Here is a 22,164-nt window from a genome sequence, read left to right as displayed (position 1 = left end):
GCCGGAGTGACGGAGCCCGCAGCACTGCCGAGACCCGCAGCACTGCCGAGACCCGCGGAGGCGCCCCAGCCCGCCGAGGCAAACCGGCCGCTGCGGGTGATGACGTGGAACCTGCACGCGCTCGGCACGCCCTGGCTGACCACCCGACGGTGCGTCGACGCCGTCGTCGGCGTGCTGCGGGACACGGTTCCGGACGTCGTCGGCGTCCAGGAACGTCCGCTCGGCCCGCTGGGCCGGTGGCGCCTGCGCCGCGTCGCCCGGCGTGCGGGGCTCCGCGTGGTCGTCGGCGGTGGCGCCTCCCGGACCACCGCCCTGCTGGTGCGCGTGGACCTGCCGTCCGACCAGGCGGCGGCGTACCGCCTGCCGTGGGAGCTGCCGCGTACCCGCCGTGGCGCCAGCACGGCCCGGGTGCTATCGGGCGGCGACCCGGTCCGGCTGGTCGTCGTCCACCTCGGCTTGGACGCGGGCGAGCGGGAACGGCATCTGCGCCTGCTGCTCGACCGGCTGCCCCGCACCGAGCCATGGGTGCTGCTGGGGGACGTCAACGAGGTGCCCGACCAGCCGTCGTGGCGCACGCTGCTCGCCCAGGGGCTGACGGATGCGGCCGCGGACGCCGGTCCGACGTTCCCGGCGTCCGCTCCGGCCCAGCGGATCGACGCCGTGCTGGTCGGCTACGGTCTGCGCGTGACAGCCGCCCGTGTGCTCGACGTCCCGGCGGCCCGCGTCGCCAGCGACCACCTGCCGGTGGTCGTCGACCTCGTGGCGGGGGAGGAGCGGTGACGTCGTCCGCCACGACGCCGGACGACCCCACGCCGCATCGCGTCCCCGTCGTCGACGAGGCTGCGGTCGCTGCCCTCCGTGCGGACCTCGCCGCCTTCACCGTCGACGCCGTCGAGGCGCTGCTCGGCCCCGTCGCCTCGGCGGCGCTGCAGCGCGGTGAGCCGACCCCAGCACTGCGGGCGACCGCCGGCCCCGACGTCCCGCCCGTCGCGACGCTGGTGCGGGCCTTCCTCCTCGGCGAGGCCGTGACCAGGGAGGATCTCGACCGCGCCCTGCCGACCGCCGGTGCGGCCGGTGCGCTGGCGCTCGGGCTCGTCGCCCGGGTCGACGACGTGGACGACCCCGAAGCGCCGGTGCTTGGCGGTGACGGCACACCAGGGGACGCGGCACCGTCGGGCGGGGCGCCGCGCGACGCGACGTCAGCGCACGGCTCGTCTCGGCCTGACAGGCTCCGCCCCCTCGTCGACGTGCGCCCGTGGACGGCGGTCGACGGTGCCGACGAGACGACGTGGTGGGTCGCCTCCGACCTCGGTGAGCTCGCGACCGGCGGTCCGCTGGGCACCGACCACGTGCTGGGCATCGGCGGCGCCTCGGTGACGCTCGCCGGCGCCACGGTCCCCACGCGGGTCGACCGGGTGCTGGACCTCGGCACCGGCTGCGGCGTGCAGGCCCTGCACGCCTCGCGGCACGCGCGGCACGTGACCGCGACGGACGTGTCCGACCGGGCGCTGGCGTTCGCGGCGTTCAACCTCGCTCTGGCCGGTCTCGACCCGTCCCGGGTGGACCTGCGCCGCGGCTCGCTGCTCGAGCCGGTCGCCGGCGAGGAGTTCGACCTGGTGGTGAGCAACCCGCCGTTCGTCATCACCCCGCGCATACCGGATGTGCCGGTGTACGAGTACCGCGACGGCGGTCGCCCCGGCGACTCGCTGGTCGAGGAGCTGGTCACCGGGGTCGGTGCCGTGCTGGCGCCGGGCGGCGTCGCGCAGCTGCTGGCGAACTGGGAGGTGCACGGGCAGGCCGACTGGACCGAGCGGATCGGTGCCTGGGTGGACGCCTCGGGCCTGGACGCGTGGGTCGTGCAGCGCGAGCTGCTCGACCCGGCCCAGTACGCCGAGACCTGGATCCGCGACGCGGGCACCACGTCGGCAGCCGACCGGACCGCGTGGCGCTCGCTGTACGGCGCCTGGCTGGACGACCTGGCGTCCCGGGACGTCACGGCGATCGGCTTCGGCATCGTCACCCTGCGCCGGCCGGCGGTGGCCGACGAGCACCGGCCGCGGCTGCGCCGGCTCGAGGAGCTGACGAGCCCCCTGCCCGGCCCCGTCGGTCCGGCGATCGCCGCCGGCCTGGCCGCCCACGACTGGCTCGCCGCCCGCGACGACGAGGCGTTCGTCGCGGAGCACCTCGTCGTCGCCCCCGACGTCACCGAGGAGCGGCACCTGGTGCCGGGGGAGTCCGACCCCCGCGTGGTGCTGCTTCGGCAGGGCGGCGGGTTCGGTCGCGCGGTGCAGGTGGGCACGGCTGTGGCCGGGCTGGTGGGGGCGTGCGACGGCGAGCTCAGCGTCGGCACGCTGGTGGGAGCGCTGGGAGCGCTGCTGGACCGGTCCGCGGAGGACGTCGCCCGAGAGGTGCTGCCGACCGCTCGGGGCCTGGTGGCCGACGGGTTCCTGCTGCCCGCCTGAGCGGCAGGGCGCCGACGCGGGTCCGCGTCGCGACGCCCGCCGAGCTCGCACACCGGGGGCCTGGCCGTCCGGCCGTCCGAGCGTCTCTGGACGCTCGTCCAGACACCGACGGTCTCGATCAGGTCACGGGTTTGTTCGCGCGCTTGACGTTATCTGCCTCGCCGCGCATTCTTGTCGAAGCGCTTCGCGGAAGCGCTTCGAACGAAGGGGTTCGCCGTGGCGACGATGCAGGACGTGGCTGATCTGGCCCATGTCTCGCTGAGCACCGTGTCGTACACCCTCACGGGCAAGCGCCCCGTCTCGGCTGCCACCCGGGCCCGCGTCGAGCAGGCGATGGCCCAGCTCGACTTCCGCCGTGACCCCGTCGCCCGCGCGCTCGCCTCGCGCCGCACCCATGTGCTCGCCCTCGCCTACCCGGTGTACGGCGTCTCGCTCGGCGCCACCCTGAACGAGATCGTGCAGGGGGCCGTCGAGGCGGCCCGCGAGGCGGAGTACGAGCTGGTGCTGTGGCCGGTCAGCAGCAGCGAGCCGGAGGTGCTGCGGGAGCTCGCGGCGGGCCGCACCGCCGACGGCGTGCTGCTGATGGAGGTCGCCCTGGACGACCCTCGTATCGAGGCCGTCGAGAGCCAGGGCCTCGCGTGCGCGCTGATCGGTCGCTCGGCCGACCCGGCCGACCGGGTCTGGGTCGACATCGACTTCGAGGAGAGCCTCGAGGTGGCGGTGGACCACCTGGCGGGCCAGGGCCACACGCACATCGCGTTCGTCAACCGCTCGCAGGCGGACCTCGACGCCGGCTACGGCCCGTCGGTCCGCGCCCTGCGCGCCTACGAGGAGTCGATGGCGCAGCGCGGGCTGACACCGGTGAGCACGCCGTGCGACGTCAACCCGGGGGCCGGTCGTCGAGCCACCACCGCCCTGCTCGCCGAGCACCCCGAGCTGACCGCTGTGATCGTGATGAACGAGCTCGCGCTGTTCGGCGTCGCCTCCGCCCTGCGTGAGGCGGGGCGCTCCGTCCCGCGTGACATGTCCGTGGTGGGCATCGCGATCTCCGGCGAGATCAGCGACATGTACGACCACCCGCTCACCTATCTCGCCGCACCGGGCCCCGACCAGGGCCGACGTGCGGTGCACGGCCTGCTCGAGGTCCTCGACGGCCGCCCAGCCCCGGCCGGGGTCAACCTGCCCTGCACCTTGCAGGTCCGGGAGACGTCCGGTCCGGTCACCCGGCTCACCACCCCCTGACGAGCCGCACCGCTCCATCCCACCCGCTGCTCGATGCCGAGCCGCACGACGGAAGGAAAGTCATGATCCGTTCGACCCGCCTGAAGGTGGTCGCCGCGACCGCCCTCGCGGCCCTCTCCCTGGCCGCCTGCTCGTCCGGGGGCAGCTCGTCCTCCAGCTCGAGCGCCGCCGCCGGTGGCACCGCCAACCCGACCACCCTCACGTTCTGGCACTACGAGGGCGACGACTCGGCGATGACGCAGGGCTGGAACGCCGCCATCAAGGAGTTCGAGGCGGCCAACCCGGGCGTCACCGTCAAGGTCGAGAAGCAGACGTTCGAGCAGCTGCAGAAGAACGCCAAGATCGTGCTGGCCGGCAACGACGTGCCGGACGTCATGGAGTACAACAAGGGCAACGCGACCGCGGGTCAGCTCGCCTCGCAGGGCCTGCTCACCGACCTGAGCGCCGACGCCACGAAGTACGGCTGGGACTCCAAGCTGTCGTCCTCCGTGCAGACCACCGCCAAGTACGACGAGAACGGCCTGATGGGCTCCGGCAAGTGGTACGGCGTCCCCAGCTACGGCGAGTACGTCACCGTCTTCTACAACAAGGACATGTTCGACAAGTACGGGATCTCCGTGCCGACGAGCTTCGCCGACTTCGAGAAGGCCCTGGCGACGTTCAAGCAGAACGGTGTGACCCCGCTGGCCGAGGCCGGCGCCGAGTACCCGCTCGGCCAGCTGTGGTACGAGCTGGTGCTGAACAAGGCCGACCGTTCCTTCGTCGACAACTTCGAGCTGTTCAAGGGCAACGTGGACTTCACGTCCGGCCCGCTGCTGGACGGCACCAACACGCTCGCCGACTGGGTGTCCAAGGGCTACATCTCCAAGGACTCCTCCGGTCTGAAGGCCGAGGACATGGGCACCGCGTTCATCGCGGGCAAGTACCCGATCATGGTCTCCGGCTCCTGGTGGTTCGGCCGCCTGAACAAGGAGGTCACCTCCTTCAAGCTCGGCCAGTTCACCTTCCCCGGCAACAAGCTGAACCCGGGCTCGTCGGGCAACCTGCTGGTGATCCCGAAGAACTCGAAGAACGCCGCGCTCGCCGCCAAGTTCATCGACGCCACGCTGGGCAAGACCTCGCAGGACACGATGGCCAAGCTCGGTGGTCTGCCGGTCGCCGGTGACTCGTCCGTGATCACGGACCCGAACACCAAGACCCTGCAGGACAACTTCGACTCCGTGGTGAAGAGCGACGGTCTCGCGTTCTACCCCGACTGGCCGGTCGCCGGCTTCTACGACCAGCTGGTCAGCTTCGGCCAGACGGTGGTCAACGGCTCGAAGGCCCCGGCCGACGCGCTGAAGGACCTCGGCACGTTCTACGACTCCGGTCGCAAGGACCTGACCGGCAAGTGAGGTGACCTCGTCGGGCCCCGGACGGAACCCGGGGCCCGACGAGGAGCCCACCTGCGCTGACACACCCGACGACCCGGACCAGGAGATCCCTCATGTCGGTACAGACGCCCCGCGTCCATCGCGCCGCACGCCGGCGCCAGGCGGTCTACTGGCTCTACCTGCTGCCCGGTGTCATCGCGCTGACGGCCGTGATCATCGTGCCGTTCGGCCTCAACGTGTTCTACAGCCTGCACCGGTGGAAGGGCGGCCTGTCGCCCATGCACTGGTACGGGTTCGGCAACTACACCGACCTGCTGCACGACGCGGCGTTCTGGAGCTCGTTCCGCAACTCCGTCTGGATGATCGTCGCGATGGTGATCGTCCCGACGCTGATCGGCCTGATCCTGGCGGCGGTGCTGTTCGACTACATCGGCAAGAACGTCGGCAACCGGACCGCCAGCTTCCTGCGGGCGACGTACTACCTGCCGCAGATCATGCCGGTGGCCGTCGCCGGCATCGTCTGGAACTGGATCTTCAACGCCGAGACGGGGTCGCTGAACGCGATGCTGCACAGCATCGGCGTCGCGCACCCGCCCAACTGGCTGGGCAGCCCCTCGACGGCGCTGCCCGCGGTGATGCTGGTGCTGGTCTGGATCCAGATCGGCTACCCGACCGTGATCTTCATGTCGGCCCTGCAGCGGGTGGACCCCGAGCTGTACGAGGCCGCCGAGCTGGACGGTGCCGGCTGGTTCCGCCGGTTCCGGGCGATCACCATCCCGCAGATCAAGCCCGAGACCTTCGTCATCACGCTGACCTGCACCATCGCGGCGCTGAAGGTGTTCGCACCGATCTACGTGCTGACCCGCGGCGGCCCCGAGCTGTCGACGCTGGTGCCGTCGTACTACTCGTTCCTCAACTTCTTCGACAAGTCCAAGGTCGGCTACGGCGCCGCCGTCGCCACCGTCCTGACGCTGGTGATCGTCGTGGTCGCCGCCGTCATCCAGCTGCTGCAGAACCGCTCCGCCCGCAGGGACGAGGAGGGTGTCCGATGACCACGCTCGCGCAGGCACCGACCGAGGTCGCCGCACCCGTCAAGGCCACCCGCACGGGCGACCGTCACCACCGCGGCGCCCTGCGCTGGGTGGTGCTGGTCGGCTGCGCCGTCATCGCGGTGCTGATGCTGGCGCCGTTCGTGCTCATGCTGATCAACGCGTTCAAGTCGCCCGCCGACTACTCGACGCACGGTCCGCTGAGCCTGCCCACCAACCTGTACTTCACGGGCCTGACGAAGTTCTGGACCACCGTCGACTTCCCGGTGAAGCTGTGGAACTCGATCTGGACGTCCGCCGCGGTGTCGGTGCTCGGCACCGGCCTGTCGCTGCTGACCGCCTACGCGATCGGCGTCGGCCGGGTGCGCGGCCGCGCGTGGCTGGTGGCGGTGTTCCTGCTGGCCAACATGCTGCCGCAGGAGGTGCTGCTGTACCCGCTGTACACGATGGCCCAGAAGGTGGGCCTGAACAACAGCGGCTGGTCGATCGTCATCATCTTCACGGTGATCCAGTCGGCATTCGGCACGTACCTTCTGGCCAGCGTCCTGGGCACATTCCCGAAGGCATTGCTGGAGGCGGCGGCGCTCGACGGCGCGAACAGCTGGCGGGTGCTGTGGCGAGTCGTCTTCCCCATCGTCCGGCCGACGCTCGCGGTGCTGATGATCTTCTTCTTCATCTGGACGTGGAACGAGTTCTTCATCCCGCTGGTGATGCTCACCACGCCGGCCTCGCAGACCGTGCCGATCGCGCTCAGCTCGCTGCAGGGCGACCGCCTGCTCGACGTGCCGACGCTGAACGCCGGCGCCCTGGTGTCCCTGCTCCCCACCCTCCTGTTCTTCCTGTTCTTCCAGCGCACGCTCACCCGTGGGGTGACCGCCGGCGCGGTGAAGTAGCACCCGACCCGCGAAGGAATTCCCTGCGATGAAGTTCACCAACGGCTACTGGATGGACCGCGACGGGTTCACCCTGATTCGCCCCGCCGAGGTGCGGGACGTCGTCGCCGACCCGGAGGCCGGCACGCTGACCGTGTACGGCACGGCGAAGCGGATCCGCACCCGCGGCGACACGCTCAACCTCCCGCTGATCACCGTCACGTACTCGGCGCCCGCGCCGGGCGTGGTCCGGGTGCGGATCGCCCACTTCGACGGGGGAGTGGAGCGGCGCCCCGGCTTCGCGATCGCCGGTCAGCCGGGCTTCGTCCCGCAGGTGCGGGTGGACGACGAGGTCGGCGAGCTGACCTCCGGCGACCTGACGGTGCGGGTGCGCCGCGGTCCCGGCTGGCTGGTCGAGTTCCGGTCCGGCGGACGGCTGCTCACGTCGTCGGCGAACCGGTCCGTGGGCGCGGCGACCGGGCCGGACGGCGACACGTACGTGCACGAGCAGCTGACCCTGGCCGCCGGCGAGCTGGTGTACGGCCTGGGCGAGCGGTTCGGGCCGGTGGTGAAGAACGGCCAGACCGTCGACATCTGGAACCTCGACGGCGGCACGTCCTCGGAGCAGGCGTACAAGAACGTGCCGTTCTACCTGACGTCCCGCGGGTACGGCGTGCTGGTCGACCACCCCGAGAAGGTCTCGTTCGAGGTCGCCTCCGAGATGGTGGAGCGCACGCAGTTCTCGGTCCCGGGCGAGGTGCTGGAGTACCTCGTCATCGACGGCCCGACGCCCAAGGACGTGCTGCGCCGGTACACGGCGCTGACCGGCCGGCCGGCTCGCGTGCCCGCCTGGTCGTTCGGGCTGTGGCTGACCACGTCGTTCACCACCGAGTACGACGAGAAGACGGTCAGCTCGTTCATCGACGGCATGGCCGAGCGCGACCTGCCGCTGTCGGTGTTCCACTTCGACTGCTTCTGGATGCGCGAGTTCCACTGGACCGACTTCGTGTGGGACCCGGCGACGTTCCCGGACCCCGAGGGGATGCTCACCCGCCTCAAGGCCAAGGGGCTGCGGATCTGCGTCTGGATCAACCCGTACATCGCCCAGCGCTCCCGGCTGTTCGAGGAGGGCAAGGCCAAGGGCTACCTGCTGCGCAACACCGACGGGTCGGTGTGGCAGTGGGACCTGTGGCAGGCCGGCATGGCGCTGGTCGACTTCACCAACCCGGCGGCGGCCGACTGGTACGCCGGCGAGCTGCGCACCCTGCTGGGCCAGGGCGTCGACTGCTTCAAGACGGACTTCGGCGAGCGCATCCCCACCGACGGCGTCGCGTGGTTCGACGGCTCCGAGCCGGACCGCATGCACAACTACTACACGCACCTCTACAACCAGACGGTGTTCGACGTGCTGCGCGACGTGCGCGGCGAGGGTGACGCGGTGCTGTTCGCCCGGTCGGCGACCGTCGGCGGGCAGCAGTACCCGGTGCACTGGGGCGGCGACAACGACTCCTCGCTCGCCTCGATGGCGGAGACGCTGCGCGGCGGCCTGTCGCTCGGCCTGTCCGGCTTCGGGTACTGGTCGCACGACATCGGCGGGTTCGAGGGCACGCCCGACCCGCTGGTGTTCAAGCGGTGGCTGGCGTTCGGCCTGCTGTCGTCGCACTCCCGCCTGCACGGCTCCGGCTCGGTCCGCGTGCCGTGGGCGTTCGACGACGAGGCCGTCGACATCACGCGGCGGTTCACCCATCTCAAGCTCTCGCTGATGCCGTACCTCGGCCGGGTGGCCGAGGAGGCGCACACCGACGGCATCCCGATGCTGCGGCACATGCTGCTCGAGTTCGGCGACGACCGGTCGGCGTTCACCGCCGAGACGCAGTACATGCTGGGCGACAGCCTGCTGGTGGCGCCCGTGCTCTCCCCGGACGGCGTCGCCGAGGTGTACGTGCCGGAGGGCACCTGGACCTCCCTGCTCGACGGGTCCACGGTGACCGGCCCGCGCTGGGTGAACCAGGTGCACGGCCTCGACTCGCTGCCCGTGCTGGTGCGGCCCGGCACCGTGCTGCCGGTCGGCGCCGTCACCGACCGGCCGGACTACGACTGGGCGGACGGCGTGACGCTGCGCGCCTTCGAGCTGGCCGACGGCGACCGGCGCGAGGTGGTGGTCCCGTCGTCGACCGGCGGGGCGGCGACGACCTTCATGGTGCGTCGCGACGGAGACCGGCTGCTGGCCGAGGGTCCGTCCGACGTGGCGTGGCGGCTGCAGGCCGGCGACCAGGTGGTCGACGCGACCGGCGGGCGCGCGGAGCTGTCGCTCGACTGACCCCGCGACCCGACCCCGAACCCGAACCCGACACCGACCAAGGCCGTTCGGCCTGACCGCGGGCGGCGGACCCCCGACGCCGCCCCGGGCCCAGAGCCCGGCGTGAGCCGACCCCCTCACGCCGGGCTCTGCCGCGTCCGCCGGGCACCGCCCACCCGGGATTCACAGGCTGGTCACAGCCGGGATCGGCAGCGCGTCCAGCCGTCGTCCCTAGCGTCGCTCGCGAACATCGGCACACGACGTGAGGACGACATGCGCAAGCGGTGGAGGTCGGCGCGCCCGGCTGGTCGGGTGATCGCGGTGGTGCTGCTGGCCGTGGTGCTGGCGGCCGCCGGCACGGGCATCTGGTGGTTCGCAGGACGTGACTCCGCCTCGGCCGCGACGACGGCGACGACCACCACGCGCGACGTGGCGGCGAGCCTGACCACGATGCAGAAGTCGGTCTCCGGTACCGGCACGTTGACGCCCAAGGTGAACCAGACGGTGAACTTCGCGGTCAGCGGCACGGTCACCGCCGTGAACGTGGCCGCCGGAGCGACCGTCACCGCCGGGCAGGCGCTGGCCACCGTCGACACCCTGCAGCTCAACGCCGACCTGCTGGCCGCGAAGGCGACGCTCGCCAGCGACCAGGCCAAGCTGGCCGACCTCCAGGCCGCCTCGACCGGCACCGCTGCGCAGGTGGCGCAGATCGCGGCCGCGTCGGCCCAGGTGGCCGTCGCCCAGTCGCAGGTGGACAGCGCCACGACGGCGCTGGGCGAGGCCACCCTCACCGCACCGGTCGCCGGCCTGGTGACCAGCGTGAACGTGGTCGTGGGGCAGAAGGTGACCGGATCGTCGTCCGGCGCGACGAGCACCAGCGGCACCGGGTCGACCGGCACGTCGGGCTCCTCCGGTTCGGCCGGTTCGGCCGGTTCGGCGGGCGGCGGGCAGGGCGGCACCGGGTCGGCCGGTGGCTCCTCGTCGTCCGGGTCCTCCGCCTCCTCGTCGAGCGCGCAGTTCACCATCGTCGGCACGGACGCCTACCAGGTGTCCGTCGGCGTCAGCGACAGCGACATCGCCAAGGTGGCCGTCGGCGACCAGGTCGAGATGACGTCGACCAGCCTGTCCGGCACGGTGTTCGGCACGGTGTCGTCCATCGGGCTGCTGTCCACCTCCGCGGGTGTCGCGAGCTACCCCGTGGTGGTCGACGTGACCGGCGACGTGAGCAAGCTGCACGACGGCATCTCGGTGACCGCCGCGATCGTCTACGAGCGGCGTGCGAACGTGCTGGCCGTCCCCACCGCCGCCGTCACCACCGCCAACGGCAAGAGCACCGTGCAGAAGGTGGACGCCGAGGGCGCCGCGCAGACCGTCGAGGTGCAGGTGGGCGAGACGTCCGGGCAGCTGACGGAGATCACGTCAGGCCTGGCTGAGGGCGACCTGGTGCGCGAGGTCGTGTACACGCGCAGCGCGACGGGGTCGGGCACGGGGACCCAGCGCGGCTACGGCGGGTACACCGGCACCCGCGGCACCGGCGCCGGCGGCACGGGTCAGTTCCCGGGTGGCTTCCCTGCTCAGGGGGGCCAGGGCGGTCAGGCGGGTCAGGGCGGCCAGCAGGCGGGCACGACGGGGAGCCGGACGAATGGCTGACGACAGCCCGCGGCACGGCGGGGCGGCTCCGCTGGACGGCGTGCTCCCGATCGGCGCCCCGACGGCGGTGCAGGAGCGGTTCGCCGAGCACGCCGCGACCCCGGTGATCGAGCTGGCGGGCGTGAGCAAGACGTACACCACCGGCAGCATCACGTTCGAGGCGCTGCGCGGGGTCGACCTGCGGATCGACCAGGGCGAGTACGTGGCGATCATGGGCCCGTCCGGCTCCGGCAAGTCCACGCTGATGAACATCCTCGGCTGCCTGGACGTGCTCACCACCGGTACCTACCGGCTGGCCGGCGAGGACGTCTCCGAGCTCGACGAGGCGGAGCTGGCGCACATCCGCAACCGCCGGATCGGCTTCGTCTTCCAGCAGTTCAACCTGCTGCCTGCGCTGTCCGCGTGGCGCAACGTCGAGCTGCCGCTGATGTACGCGGGGGTGCCGTCCGCGGAGCGCAGGACCCGGGCGATGGACGCCCTCGCGCGCGTCGGCCTGGCCGACCGCACCGCCAACCGGCCCGGCGAGCTGTCCGGCGGCCAGCAGCAGCGGGTCGCGGTGGCACGTGCCCTGGTCAGCGACCCGGACCTGATCCTGGCCGACGAGCCGACGGGCAACCTCGACTCCGTCTCCACCGCCGACGTGCTGGGCCTGTTCGACGAGCTGCACGCCGCCGGCCGCACGGTGGTGCTGATCACCCACGAGCTCGAGGTCGCCGAGCACGCCCGCCGCATGGTGCGGGTGCGGGACGGCCGGGTGCTGTCCGACACCGATCCCGACGATCACGCGGCCGCCCACGTGGCCGACCGCGAGGGGGCGGCACGATGACCTGGACCCAGACGCTGCACACCGCCTGGTCGGCGGTCCGCTCGCACACCCTGCGCTCGACGCTGACCATCCTGGGCATCCTCATCGGCATCGCCGCGGTGATCCTCACCGTCGGCCTGGGCCTCGGCTCGCAGAAGGACGTGTCGGCGCGGATCAACTCCCTCGGCTCCAACCTGCTGATCGTCACGCCCGGCAGCAGCACCAGCACCACCGGCGTCCGCGGCGGCTTCGGCTCCAACACCACGCTGAAGCGGTCCGACGCCGTCGCCCTGACGTCGAAGGACAACGCCCCGGACATCGCCGCGGTCGCCCCGGAGAAGTCGACCCAGCTGTCGCTGGTCAACGGCACCACCAACTGGACCACCACCGTCACCGGCACCACGGCGTCGTGGCTGGGGGTCCGGGCGCGGCAGCTGTCCGCCGGGCAGTTCATCACCGACGCGCAGGACACCGCCCGCGCCGACGTGGTGGTGCTCGGTGCCGACACCGCCACGCAGCTGTACGGCACCACCAACGCGGTGGGCCGCACGGTGACCATCAACAACGTCGAGTTCACCGTGATCGGGGTGCTGTCCACCGCCGGGTCGAGCGGCAACACCAGCCTCGACGACCTCGCGGTGGTGCCCCTCTCCACCGCTGCGGAGCAGCTGGTCGGCGGCAGCACCCGCGACGCCGTCTCCCGCATCTACATCGAGGCGGCGTCGGCCCAGCAGCTGTCCGGTGCCTCGCAGGAGGCGACCCAGCTGCTGCTCAACCTGCACTCCATCACCACCGCGTCGAGCGCGGACTTCACGGTCTCCTCGCAGGAGTCGCTGGTGTCGACCGCGACCGCGGTGGCCCGCACGCTGACGGTGCTGCTGACCGGCATCGCGGCCCTGTCCCTGCTGGTCGGCGGCATCGGCGTGATGAACATCATGCTGGTGTCGGTCACCGAGCGGACCCGGGAGATCGGCCTGCGCAAGGCGCTCGGTGCCCCGCCGTGGGCCATCCGCCGGCAGTTCCTGGTCGAGGCGTCGATCCTCGGCCTGGCCGGCGGTCTGCTCGGCTGCCTGCTGGGCGTGGTGTCGGCCAACACGCTGCCCAAGCTGCTGAACAGCACCATCGTCGTGTCCGGCGTCGCGGTCGCCGGCTCGGTGGTGGTCGCCGTCGCCATCGGGCTCGTCTTCGGGGTCTACCCCGCCACGCGGGCCGCGCGGCTCGCACCCATCGACGCACTGCGCTCGGAGTGATCGCCGTGCAGCGCGCCAGTACCAGCACCATCCCCACCTCGAGGAGCTCTGCCATGTCGTCGTCCCGTCCCTGGGCTGCCCGGCTGCGCCGCGCCTGGACCCTCCCGCTCGGCGCCGTCGTGGTCCTCACCCTTGCCGCCTGCGGCGGCGGCGCCGCCAACGCGAAGGCCCCCGCGGCCCCCGCGGCCTCGGCCGGCGCTCGGTCCGGATCGGGCGGCGGCGCCGCCCAGCAGGACCGGGGCGGGGTGCGCGGCACCATCGCGGCCGTCACCGGCCAGGTGATGCAGCTGCAGGACACGTCCAGCCAGACGGCCGTCGCGTGGACCTCCAGCACCGCCATCAGCCAGCAGGTCGCCGGCAGCCTGGCGGACGTCACGCCGGGGGTCTGCATCCTGGCGACGACGGCGTCGTCCGGCACCGCCACGTCGTCCACGTCCGGCGCGGCGACCTTCGTCACCATCACCCAGCCGGTCGACGGCGCGTGCGCGGCGGGCTTCGGCGGGGCGGCGGGAGCGCCCGGTGGTGGCATGCCGACCGGCGCCCCGCGCTCCGGTGCCCGGCCCAGCGGTGCCCCGACGGGCGGCGCGGGCGGCTTCGCCCGGCCGGTCGACGGCCTGGTCACGGCCGTGTCCGGGAGCACGATCACGGTGCAGACGACCACGCGTGCTGCGGGCACCTCCGGCACCGCGACCCCCGGCACGACCAGCCCCAGCACGACGACCGGCACCGCCACCGTGACGGTCGACTCCGCGACGACGTACCGCACCACCAGGACGGCGGACGCGTCGGTCATCGTCGTCGGCCAGTGCGCCACGGCCCGCGGCCAGGCGGACACCTCCGGCAAGGTGACGGCGACCAGCATCGTCGTGTCCCCGCCGACCAACGGCACGTGCGTGACCGCCAACCGCGGCTTCGGCGGCAACCGCGGCGGCCAGAACGGCCAGCCTCAGCAGGGCGCTCCGGCGGCGGGCTCCAATGCCTGAGCGGACCACCGTGCGACGGCGCCGAGCTCGTGGGCGCCGGGTCGCGGCGCTCGCGGCGGCCGGCGCCGTGGTGCTGACGATCGCCGGCGGGGGAGTGGCCCTGGCCATGTCCCGGCAGTCGGAGACGCGCTACACCACGGCGACGGCCAAGCTGGGCTCGGTCACGCAGACCGTGTCGGCCGTCGGGACCGTCGCCTCGGCCACCCGCCGCGACGTCGCGTTCCCCGTCGCAGGGACGGTCGCGTCCGTAGCGGTGGGCGTCGGCCAGACGGTGACGGCCGGTCAGACGTTGGCCACCCTCGACCCGACGGCGCTGCAGAACGCCGTGGACGCAGCGACCACCGCGCTCCAGACGGCCCAGCAGCAGCTGCAGACGGACCTGGACTCGCAGACCAGCGCGGCCTCGACGAGTTCCTCGGCGTCGTCCGGCGGCAGCTCGACCGGTGCCGCCACCGGGACGTCGTCCGCCGCGGCCGGTGCGTCGTCGGGCGGCTCGGCCTCCGGTTCGACCTCCGGCTCCGGGACCGGCTCGTCCGGTGCCGGGTCGTCCAGCGGTGCGTCGCCGGCCGTCGCCACGGCCCTGGCCGGCGTGCAGAAGGCCCAGCAGGCCCTGCTCACCGCGTACGACGCCGCCGAAACGGCGCTGAAGGCGAGCACCGCCGCGCTGCAGGACGCCCAGACGGCCTGCGCCGCGGTGACGCCGTCCCCGACGCCCACCCCCAGCGCGACGCCCAGCCCGACGGCATCGGCCTCCCCGACGCCCACCGCGACGCCCAGCCCCACCGCGAGCCCGAGCGCCACGGCCACGCCGACCCCGACGCCCACCCCGACCGTCACCCCGACGCCCACGCCGAGCCCGACCGCCACGACCACGTCGCTGGTCACCAGCGGCGCGCCGCCCACGGCGGCGCAGCTGCAGGCGTGCCGGACGGCTCTCGTCGCGGTCGGCGCCGCGCAGACCACCACCGGCACCGCGCAGACGGCCGTCGGCACGGCGGCCCAGGCCCTGGACAAGGCGGTCGGCGCGCTGCAGAAGGCGGTCACCGCCTCGGCCGGCACGTCCGGTCCCGGTACGTCGGGCCCGTCGGCCGGCACCGGCTCGACCGGCAGCAGCACCCGCACGTCGTCCGGCACCGGCTCGTCCACCGCCGGCACGTCCGGCTCGTCGTCGGCCGCCCGCACGTCCACCGGCGGGTCCGGCGCGGGGACCACCACCGTCGCGAGCGCGGCGGACATCCTCTCCGACCGGGCGGCGATCGACTCGGCGCAGTCCAAGCTCGACATCGCCAACCAGAACCTGTCCCTGGTCACGCTGACGTCGCCGATCGCCGGCACGGTGGCGGCCGTGAGCCTGTCGGTCGGCAGCAGCGTCGCGGCGCAGTCCACGTCCGCCGTGGTCACGGTGGTCGGCACCGACGGGTTCGTCGTGAGCACCACCATCCCGCTCGCCTCGATCGACGCGGTGAAGGTGGGGCAGAAGGTGGCCATCACAGTGCCGTCCACCACGGCGACGCTGGCCGGCACGGTCAGCAGCATCGGGGTGCTGGACGTCTCGTCGACCTCGACACCGTCCTACGCCGTCACCGTCGCGGTCACGCCCACCACCGAGAAGCTGTACGGCGGTTCGTCCGCCCAGCTGGTGATCACGGTGGCCGGCACCGGACAGGTGCTCACCGTCCCCACCTCTGCGGTGCACGTCGACGGCCAGACGGCGACGGTGCAGGTGCTGGACAACGGCGTCGCGAAGACCGTGACCGTGCAGCGCGGTGCGGTCGGCTCCGAGCTGACGCAGATCACCTCGGGCCTGACCGAGGGCCAGAAGGTGGTGCTCGCGGACCTCTCGGTCCCCATGGTCAGCAGCACCCGGTCCTCGTCGTCCACCGGCCTGCTGTCCGGCGGCAACGGGGGCGCCAACCGGCAGTTCGCCGGCACCTTCAACGGCCCGCCCGCCGGCGGCGTACGGCCGGGCGGCTGATCCGGGTCGGCCCGGGTCTGCGGGCCGACCCTGCCTGACGACGCGGCGACTTGTCGGCGCCGTCGTCGTCCCGGTGCCGACCGTGCGTTGCCCCGACGCGCGGTCGGCACCGACCATCGGCGGGCCCAACTAGGCTCGGCGCGGACGGCCGGAGCACCCGGCCGCGACGGGGGAGGCCGGGCATGAGCGAGGGCACCGACCGGGCGGACGACGAGCGGGCGCAGCGCGCCCACGTGCTGGTCGTCGGCGGCGGCGTGATGGGCGGCACGCTGGTGGAGGCGCTGCTCGCGGCGGGCTGGTCCCCGCGCGACGTCGAGGTGGCGGAGCGGGACGTCGCGCGCTCCGAGGACCTGCGCCGTCGGCTCGGCGTCCTGACCGCAGCCTCCACGGAGCACGCGGCCGCCCGTGCCGACGTCGTCCTGGTCGCCGTCAAGCCCGACGTCGTGGGCGACGTGCTCACCACCATCGGCCCGGCGCTGCGCGGCGGTGCTCCGGTCATCAGCGTCGCCGCCGGCCTTCCGCTCGCCTTCTACGAGCAGCGGCTGCCCGCCGGCACCCCGGTGATCCGCGTCATGCCCAACACGCCGGCGGTGGTCGGCAAGGGTGCCGCGGCGCTCGCCGCCGGTTCGGCGGCCACCGAACGGCACCTGGCGCTCGCCGAGACGATCCTGCGTCCCACGGGTCTGGTGGTGCGGGTGCCCGAGAAGCAGCTCGACGCCGTCACGGCGATCTCCGGCTCCGGTCCCGCGTACGCGTTCTACCTGATCGACGCGATGGCGGAGGCCGGGGTGCTGCTCGGCCTGCCGCGTGACCTGGCGACCCGCCTCGCGGTCGCGACCGTTGAGGGGTCCGCCGCGCTCGCCGCGCAGAGCGGCGACCACCCGGTGGTGCTGCGCGAGCGCGTCTCGTCCCCGGGCGGCACCACGGTCGCCGCCGTCGCGCAGCTGGACGCCCACGGGGTACGTGCCGGTGTGGTCGCAGCCGCCCGGGCGGCGTACGAGCGCTCCCGCGAGCTGGGTTCGGCCCAGTCCGCCTCGCCGCGGCACTGACGGCGCGCCCCGTGCCGAACGTCCCCGCCGCCGTGCCGACGTCCCGCGCCGCCAACCCGCGCCCGCCCGCGATGAGCGACGTGGCTGTGGTCGCGGGAGTCTCCCACCAGACCGTCTCGCGCGTGCTCAACGACCACCCGAGCGTCCGGCCGGAGACGCGCGCCCGGGTGCTGGCCGCCATCGCCGAGCTCGGCTACCGCCGCAACAGCGCCGCCCGAGCGCTGGTCACCCGGCGCACGGGCGTCCTGGGCGTCGTCGCGCCCGCCAGCACGCTGTTCGGCCCCACCAGCACGCTGGTCGGCCTGCAGGAGTCCGCCCGCCTGGTCGGTGCGGTGGTGGCGGTGGCGATGCTGCGCAGCTTCGACGCCGACTCGATGCACCAGGCGGTCGAGCAGTTCCTCACCCAGGGCGTCGAGGGCCTCGCGGTGATCGCGCCCAACACCGAGGTGATGCAGGTCCTCGAGCAGGCGCCGACCTCGCTGCCCGTGGTGATCGTCTCCTCCGGCGACCTCGGCACGGAGGCGGAGCACCTGCACCAGGTGGCCGTCGACCAGCGCGGGGGCGGTCGTCTGGCCACGTCGCACCTGCTCGCGCAGGGTTACGGCGAGGTGGTGCACGTCGCGGGGCCGCAGGACTGGTTCGACGCCCAGGAGCGGCTCGCGGGCTGGCGCGACGCGTGCCGGTCGGCGGGGATCGAACCGGGTGCGCCCATCGAGCCGGCGGCGCCGATGGAGTCGGGGTGGTCGGCGGCGCACGGAGCGGCGGTGGGCCGGCGCCTGGTCAAGGAGGGGCTTCCGCGGGCCGTCTTCGCCGCCAACGACCAGCTGGCCATCGGGCTGCTGCACGCGTTCTGGGAGGCGGGCGTCCGGGTGCCCGACGACGTGGCCGTGGCGGGGTTCGACGACGAGGCGGGCGCCGCGTACACGATCCCGGCTCTGACCACCGTCCGGCAGGACCTCGCGGCGCTCGGTGCGCGGGCGGTCCGCGTCCTGATGGGAGCCACCGCCGGCAGCCCGCCGACGGTGGGCATCATCCCGGCGCACCTGGTCGTGCGCGCCTCGTCCCTGCGCCGCACGTCCTGAGGCCCGGAAAGCCCTCCTCACCAGGCGGCTTGGCACCAGACCATGTGAGCGCTAACATCCTCCACGACCGATCGTGAAGGAGCGGACCAATGGTGGTCGTGCCCAACGCCGCGCGTGCCCACGCCGCAGCCCCCGACGTGACGAGCGCCTCCCGTGAGGCCGTCACCTCAGGACGTACCTCGCTCGGCATCGAGCTCGGCTCCACGCGCATCAAGGCGTGCCTGATCGGCCCCGACCACGCGCCGATCGCCAACGGCAGCCACGACTGGGAGAACCAGCTGGTCGACGGCGTGTGGACGTACTCGCTCGAGGACGTCTGGGCCGGCCTGCAGTCGGCGGTGGCGGACCTGTTCGCGGACGTGCAGCGCCAGTACGGCGTGCGCCCGACGACCTTCGGGGCCATCGGCGTCTCCGCGATGATGCACGGCTACCTGGCGTTCGACTCCGAGGACCGGCTGCTGGTGCCGTTCCGGACGTGGCGCAACACGTCGACCGGCCGCGCCGCCGCCGAGCTGACCGAGCTGCTGGGCCACAACATCCCGCTGCGCTGGTCGATCGCCCACCTGTACCAGGCGGTGCTCGACGACGAGCCCCACGTCCCCGACGTCCGCTTCGTCACCACGCTCGCGGGCTACGTGCACTGGCAGCTGACCGGCCGCCGCGTGCTCGGCGTCGGCGACGCCTCCGGCATGTTCCCCATCGACCCTGCCACCCGGGGCTACGACAAGGAGATGCTGGCGGCGGTCGACGGTCTGCTCGCCACGCACCGCCGGCTCGAGCCCGGCGTGGCCCTCGACGCCCTGCTGCCGCAGGTGCTCTGCGCCGGCGAGGAGGCCGGCAACCTCACCCCGGAGGGTGCCGCGCTGCTCGACCCGACCGGCAGCCTGCGCGCGGGCATCCCGCTGTGCCCGCCGGAGGGCGACGCCGGCACCGGCATGGTCGCCACCAGCTCCGTCGCACCGCGCACCGGCAACGTCAGCGCCGGCACCTCGATCTTCGCGATGGTGGTGCTCGAGCGGCCGCTGGCGCACGTGCACCACGAGCTCGACGTGGTCACCACGCCCGCCGGCGACCCGGTGGCGATGGTGCACTGCAACAACGGCGCCAGCGAGCTGGACGCCTGGGTGGGCCTGTTCCGCGAGTTCGCGCTGCGCTCCGGGCACGGCTCCTCGTCCGACGAGGTGTTCGGCACCCTGTTCCGCGCCGCGCTCGAGGGCGAGGCGGACGGCGGCGGCCTGCTGGCCTACAACTACCTGGCCGGCGAGCCGGTCACCGGCCTGGAGTCCGGCCGGCCGCTCGTCGTGCGCACGCCCGGCAGCAGCCTGACGCTGCCGACGTTCATGCGCGCCAGCATCTACGGCGCCTTCGCCACGCTCAGCCTCGGCATGCGCGTGCTCGCGGCTGAGGGCGTCGGCCTCGACGCGATGTTCGCCCACGGGGGCGTGTTCCGCACCGCCGGCGTCGCCCAGCGGTTCCTCGCCGCGGCGATCGGCGCGCCGGTCGCCGTCGGTCGCACCGCCGGTGAGGGCGGCGCGTGGGGGATCGCCGTGCTGGCCGCCTACCTGACCTCCGGTGCGGAGCAGGACCTCGGCGAGTACCTGCGCACCCGCGTGTTCGCCGGTGCGGACCTCGACGTCGTCGAGCCGGACGCGGCCGACGTGGCCGGGTTCGCCGCCTACCTCGACCGCTACCAGGCCGGGCTCGCCGTCGAGCGCGCCGCGACGCTGGCCCTCTGACCCCCGCGACCCAGGAGCCGTCACCGATGACCGTCCGACCCCTGTCCGAGTACTCGGCCGCCGTGCGCGCCGAGGTCGAGCGCACCCGTGAGGTGGTCGCCCGGCTGCACGCCGAGCTGCCGCGCTGGGAGCTGGTCGTGTGGACCGCGGGCAACGTCTCGCAGCGCGTCCCGGCGGAGGACGGCGAGGACCTGCTGGTGATCAAGCCCTCGGGCGTCACGTACGACGAGCTGACGCCGGAGTCGATGGTCGTCTGCGACCTGGACGGCAACCTCGTCGACGGCACCCGCAGCCCGTCGTCGGACACCGCGGCGCACGCCTACGTGTACCGGCACATGCCGAACGTCGGCGGCGTGGTGCACACGCACTCGACGTACGCGACGGCGTGGGCGGCCCGCGGCGAGGCCGTGCCGTGCGTGCTGACGATGATGGCCGACGAGTTCGGTGGCCCCATCCCGGTCGGCCCGTTCGCCCTGATCGGCGACGACTCGATCGGCCGCGGCATCGTCGACACCCTGTCCGGCTCCCGCAGCCGGGCCGTGCTGATGCAGAACCACGGCCCCTTCACCATCGGCCGCGACGCGAAGGACGCCGTCAAGGCGGCCGTCATGGTCGAGGAGGTCGCCCGCACGGTGCACCTGTCCCGCCAGCTGGGCGAGCTGATCCCCATCGACCAGCGCCACATCGACGCGCTGTACGCCCGCTACCAGAACGTCTACGGCCAGGGCGACAGCGCCCCGGTCTCCACCGGTTCCGCACTCGACGAGGAGTCCCGAGCATGAGCAAGCCGTACGCCGACCGCGAGGTCTGGTTCCTGACCGGGAGCCAGGGCCTGTACGGCGAGGAGACGCTGCGCCAGGTGGCGGAGCAGTCGCAGGAGGTCGCGCGCACCCTCGGCGCGAGCGACGACGTGCCGGCCACGATCGTCTGGAAGCCGGTGCTGACCGACTCCGCCGCGATCCGCCGGGCGATGCTCGACGCGAACAGCCGTGACGACGTCCTCGGCGTCATCACCTGGATGCACACGTTCTCCCCGGCCAAGATGTGGATCGCCGGCCTGGACGTGCTGAGCAAGCCCCTGCTGCACCTGCACACCCAGGCGAACGTCGAGCTGCCGTGGGACGGCATCGACTTCGACTTCATGAACCTCAACCAGGCCGCGCACGGCGACCGCGAGTACGGCTACGCGCTGGCCCGCCTCGGCGTGGCCCGCACCACCGTCGTCGGCCACGCCTCGAACCCGACCGTCACCGCGCGCGTCGGCACCTGGGTGCGCGGTGCCGCCGGCTGGGCCGCCACGCACGAGCTGCGCCTGGCGCGCTTCGGCGACAACATGCGCAACGTCGCCGTGACCGAGGGCGACAAGACCGAGGCGGAGCACGTCTTCGGCGTCAGCGTGAACACGTGGGGCGTCAACGACCTCGTCGCCGCGGTGGACGCGGTCGAGAACGCCACGGTCGACTCCCTGGTCGCGGAGTACGAGGACCTGTACGACGTGGTGCCGGAGCTGCGCAAGGGTGGCGAGCGGCACGAGTCCCTGCGGTACGCGGCCCGCCAGGAGGCGGCGCTCGAGGCGTTCCTCGGGGAGCTGGGCGCCAAGGCGTTCACGACGAACTTCGAGGACCTCGGCGCGCTGCGCCAGCTCCCGGGCATCGCCGTGCAGCGCCTGATGGCCAAGGGCTACGGCTTCGGCGCCGAGGGCGACTGGAAGACGGCCGTGCTGGTCCGCGCCGCCAAGGTGATGGGCGCCGGCCTGCCCGGTGGCGCGTCGCTGATGGAGGACTACACCTACGACCTGACCCCGGGCGACGAGCGCATCCTCGGTGCGCACATGCTCGAGATCTGCCCGTCGCTGACCACCTCGACGCCGAAGGTCGAGATCCACCCGCTCGGCATCGGCGGCAAGGAGGACCCGGTCCGCATGGTCTTCGACGCCGACCCGGGCGTCGGCGTCGTGGTGTCGCTCGCGGACATGCGGGACCGGTTCCGGCTGACCGCCAACGTCGTCGACCTGGTGGAGCACCCGGCGCTGCCGAACCTGCCGGTCGCCCGGGCCGTCTGGAAGCCGCGCCCCGACTTCACCACGTCGGCGGAGGCCTGGCTGACCGCCGGCGGGGCGCACCACACGGTGCTGTCCACGGCCGCCGGCGTCGACGCCTTCGAGGTGTTCGCCACCATCGCGCGCACCGAGCTGCTCGTCATCGACGAGGCCACCACGGCCCGCGGGTTCCGCGACCAGGTGCGCTTCAACGCCGCGTATTACCGCCTGGCGCAGCGAATCTAGCTGTTACCCAAATGTGACTCCACGGCCTTGGGAAAACGCAGATGTGAGCGCTA

Annotated in this window: 17 protein-coding genes; all 17 read left to right on the top strand. The window is 73.0% G+C overall.

Translation table 11 applies throughout. The features are described 5' to 3' along the window. Positions 1–99: 99 nt before the first annotated feature. The 17 genes from QMF98_RS14170 to araA all read left to right on the top strand — a co-directional run bounded on the left by QMF98_RS14170 (position 100) and on the right by araA (position 22,111). The gene (locus QMF98_RS14170) at positions 100–780 is read left to right on the top strand and encodes an endonuclease/exonuclease/phosphatase family protein (RefSeq protein ID WP_337973586.1); all 681 of its coding nucleotides are present in this window, start codon (positions 100–102) and stop codon (positions 778–780) included. Further along, positions 777–2,462, top strand: a complete 1,686-nt coding sequence (locus QMF98_RS14165; protein WP_337973585.1) for a DUF7059 domain-containing protein — start codon at positions 777–779, stop codon at positions 2,460–2,462. The genes QMF98_RS14170 and QMF98_RS14165 overlap by 4 nt, the downstream gene beginning before the upstream one ends. Positions 2,463–2,696: 234 nt before the next feature. Continuing rightward, positions 2,697–3,704 carry a LacI family DNA-binding transcriptional regulator gene (locus tag QMF98_RS14160; RefSeq protein ID WP_337973584.1) on the top strand — a complete coding sequence of 336 codons (1,008 nt, stop codon included), beginning with the start codon at positions 2,697–2,699 and terminating at the stop codon, positions 3,702–3,704. 62 nt (positions 3,705–3,766) lie between these two features. Then, entirely contained in the window at positions 3,767–5,098 is a 1,332-nt protein-coding gene (locus tag QMF98_RS14155) for an ABC transporter substrate-binding protein (protein WP_337973583.1), read from the top strand. A gap of 92 nt (positions 5,099–5,190) precedes the next feature. Then, positions 5,191–6,129: a carbohydrate ABC transporter permease gene (locus QMF98_RS14150; RefSeq protein WP_337973582.1), complete on the top strand. Its 939-nt coding sequence runs from the start codon at positions 5,191–5,193 to the stop codon at positions 6,127–6,129. Next, complete coding sequence (locus QMF98_RS14145) at positions 6,126–7,019, top strand: carbohydrate ABC transporter permease (RefSeq protein ID WP_337973581.1); 894 nt, start codon at positions 6,126–6,128, stop codon at positions 7,017–7,019. The genes QMF98_RS14150 and QMF98_RS14145 overlap by 4 nt, the downstream gene beginning before the upstream one ends. 28 nt (positions 7,020–7,047) lie before the next feature. Next, the gene (gene yicI, locus QMF98_RS14140; RefSeq protein WP_337973580.1) at positions 7,048–9,318 is read left to right on the top strand and encodes an alpha-xylosidase; all 2,271 of its coding nucleotides are present in this window, start codon (positions 7,048–7,050) and stop codon (positions 9,316–9,318) included. Between the two features lie 252 nt (positions 9,319–9,570). Next, positions 9,571–10,947, top strand: a complete 1,377-nt coding sequence (locus QMF98_RS14135; RefSeq protein WP_337973579.1) for an efflux RND transporter periplasmic adaptor subunit — start codon at positions 9,571–9,573, stop codon at positions 10,945–10,947. Beyond that, entirely contained in the window at positions 10,940–11,773 is an 834-nt protein-coding gene (locus QMF98_RS14130) for an ABC transporter ATP-binding protein (RefSeq protein WP_337973578.1), read from the top strand. The genes QMF98_RS14135 and QMF98_RS14130 overlap by 8 nt, the downstream gene beginning before the upstream one ends. Then, the gene (locus tag QMF98_RS14125; RefSeq protein WP_337973577.1) at positions 11,770–13,002 is read left to right on the top strand and encodes an ABC transporter permease; all 1,233 of its coding nucleotides are present in this window, start codon (positions 11,770–11,772) and stop codon (positions 13,000–13,002) included. Before QMF98_RS14130 ends, QMF98_RS14125 begins: the two co-directional genes overlap by 4 nt. 53 nt (positions 13,003–13,055) lie before the next feature. After that, entirely contained in the window at positions 13,056–13,985 is a 930-nt protein-coding gene (locus QMF98_RS14120) for a hypothetical protein (RefSeq protein ID WP_337973576.1), read from the top strand. Continuing rightward, positions 13,978–15,960: an efflux RND transporter periplasmic adaptor subunit gene (locus QMF98_RS14115; RefSeq protein ID WP_337973575.1), complete on the top strand. Its 1,983-nt coding sequence runs from the start codon at positions 13,978–13,980 to the stop codon at positions 15,958–15,960. Before QMF98_RS14120 ends, QMF98_RS14115 begins: the two co-directional genes overlap by 8 nt. Positions 15,961–16,142: 182 nt before the next feature. Then, the gene (proC, locus tag QMF98_RS14110; RefSeq protein ID WP_291758032.1) at positions 16,143–17,009 is read left to right on the top strand and encodes a pyrroline-5-carboxylate reductase; all 867 of its coding nucleotides are present in this window, start codon (positions 16,143–16,145) and stop codon (positions 17,007–17,009) included. A gap of 11 nt (positions 17,010–17,020) precedes the next feature. Next, the gene (locus QMF98_RS14105; protein WP_337973574.1) at positions 17,021–18,091 is read left to right on the top strand and encodes a LacI family DNA-binding transcriptional regulator; all 1,071 of its coding nucleotides are present in this window, start codon (positions 17,021–17,023) and stop codon (positions 18,089–18,091) included. Positions 18,092–18,180: 89 nt separating this feature from the next. Further along, a complete protein-coding gene (locus QMF98_RS14100) occupies positions 18,181–19,827 on the top strand; it encodes a xylulokinase (protein ID WP_337973573.1) in 1,647 nt (548 codons plus the stop codon). 26 nt (positions 19,828–19,853) lie between these two features. Then, on the top strand, positions 19,854–20,609 hold the full coding sequence (locus QMF98_RS14095) for an L-ribulose-5-phosphate 4-epimerase (protein ID WP_337973572.1): 756 nt from the start codon (positions 19,854–19,856) through the stop codon (positions 20,607–20,609). Then, positions 20,606–22,111: an L-arabinose isomerase gene (gene araA / locus QMF98_RS14090; protein WP_337973571.1), complete on the top strand. Its 1,506-nt coding sequence runs from the start codon at positions 20,606–20,608 to the stop codon at positions 22,109–22,111. The genes QMF98_RS14095 and araA overlap by 4 nt, the downstream gene beginning before the upstream one ends. The last annotated feature ends 53 nt before the right edge of the window (positions 22,112–22,164 follow it).

The organism is Cellulomonas sp. NTE-D12 (assembly GCF_027923705.1).
GTDB lineage: Bacteria > Actinomycetota > Actinomycetes > Actinomycetales > Cellulomonadaceae > Cellulomonas.
This window is presented reverse-complemented; position numbering and strand designations above follow the sequence as displayed.

What these genes read in the sequence shown, in the direction of transcription:
- QMF98_RS14120 (WP_337973576.1), top strand. Translation starts at nt 13,056, where the DNA reads ATGTCGTCGTCCCGTCCCTGGGCTGCCCGGCTGCGCCGCGCCTGGACC.
- araA (WP_337973571.1), top strand. Translation starts at nt 20,606, where the DNA reads ATGAGCAAGCCGTACGCCGACCGCGAGGTCTGGTTCCTGACCGGGAGC.
- QMF98_RS14125 (WP_337973577.1), top strand. Translation starts at nt 11,770, where the DNA reads ATGACCTGGACCCAGACGCTGCACACCGCCTGGTCGGCGGTCCGCTCG.
- QMF98_RS14115 (WP_337973575.1), top strand. Translation starts at nt 13,978, where the DNA reads ATGCCTGAGCGGACCACCGTGCGACGGCGCCGAGCTCGTGGGCGCCGG.
- QMF98_RS14155 (WP_337973583.1), top strand. Translation starts at nt 3,767, where the DNA reads ATGATCCGTTCGACCCGCCTGAAGGTGGTCGCCGCGACCGCCCTCGCG.
- yicI (WP_337973580.1), top strand. Translation starts at nt 7,048, where the DNA reads ATGAAGTTCACCAACGGCTACTGGATGGACCGCGACGGGTTCACCCTG.
- QMF98_RS14170 (WP_337973586.1), top strand. Translation starts at nt 100, where the DNA reads ATGACGTGGAACCTGCACGCGCTCGGCACGCCCTGGCTGACCACCCGA.
- QMF98_RS14145 (WP_337973581.1), top strand. Translation starts at nt 6,126, where the DNA reads ATGACCACGCTCGCGCAGGCACCGACCGAGGTCGCCGCACCCGTCAAG.
- QMF98_RS14135 (WP_337973579.1), top strand. Translation starts at nt 9,571, where the DNA reads ATGCGCAAGCGGTGGAGGTCGGCGCGCCCGGCTGGTCGGGTGATCGCG.
- QMF98_RS14095 (WP_337973572.1), top strand. Translation starts at nt 19,854, where the DNA reads ATGACCGTCCGACCCCTGTCCGAGTACTCGGCCGCCGTGCGCGCCGAG.
- proC (WP_291758032.1), top strand. Translation starts at nt 16,143, where the DNA reads ATGAGCGAGGGCACCGACCGGGCGGACGACGAGCGGGCGCAGCGCGCC.
- QMF98_RS14150 (WP_337973582.1), top strand. Translation starts at nt 5,191, where the DNA reads ATGTCGGTACAGACGCCCCGCGTCCATCGCGCCGCACGCCGGCGCCAG.
- QMF98_RS14100 (WP_337973573.1), top strand. Translation starts at nt 18,181, where the DNA reads ATGGTGGTCGTGCCCAACGCCGCGCGTGCCCACGCCGCAGCCCCCGAC.
- QMF98_RS14130 (WP_337973578.1), top strand. Translation starts at nt 10,940, where the DNA reads ATGGCTGACGACAGCCCGCGGCACGGCGGGGCGGCTCCGCTGGACGGC.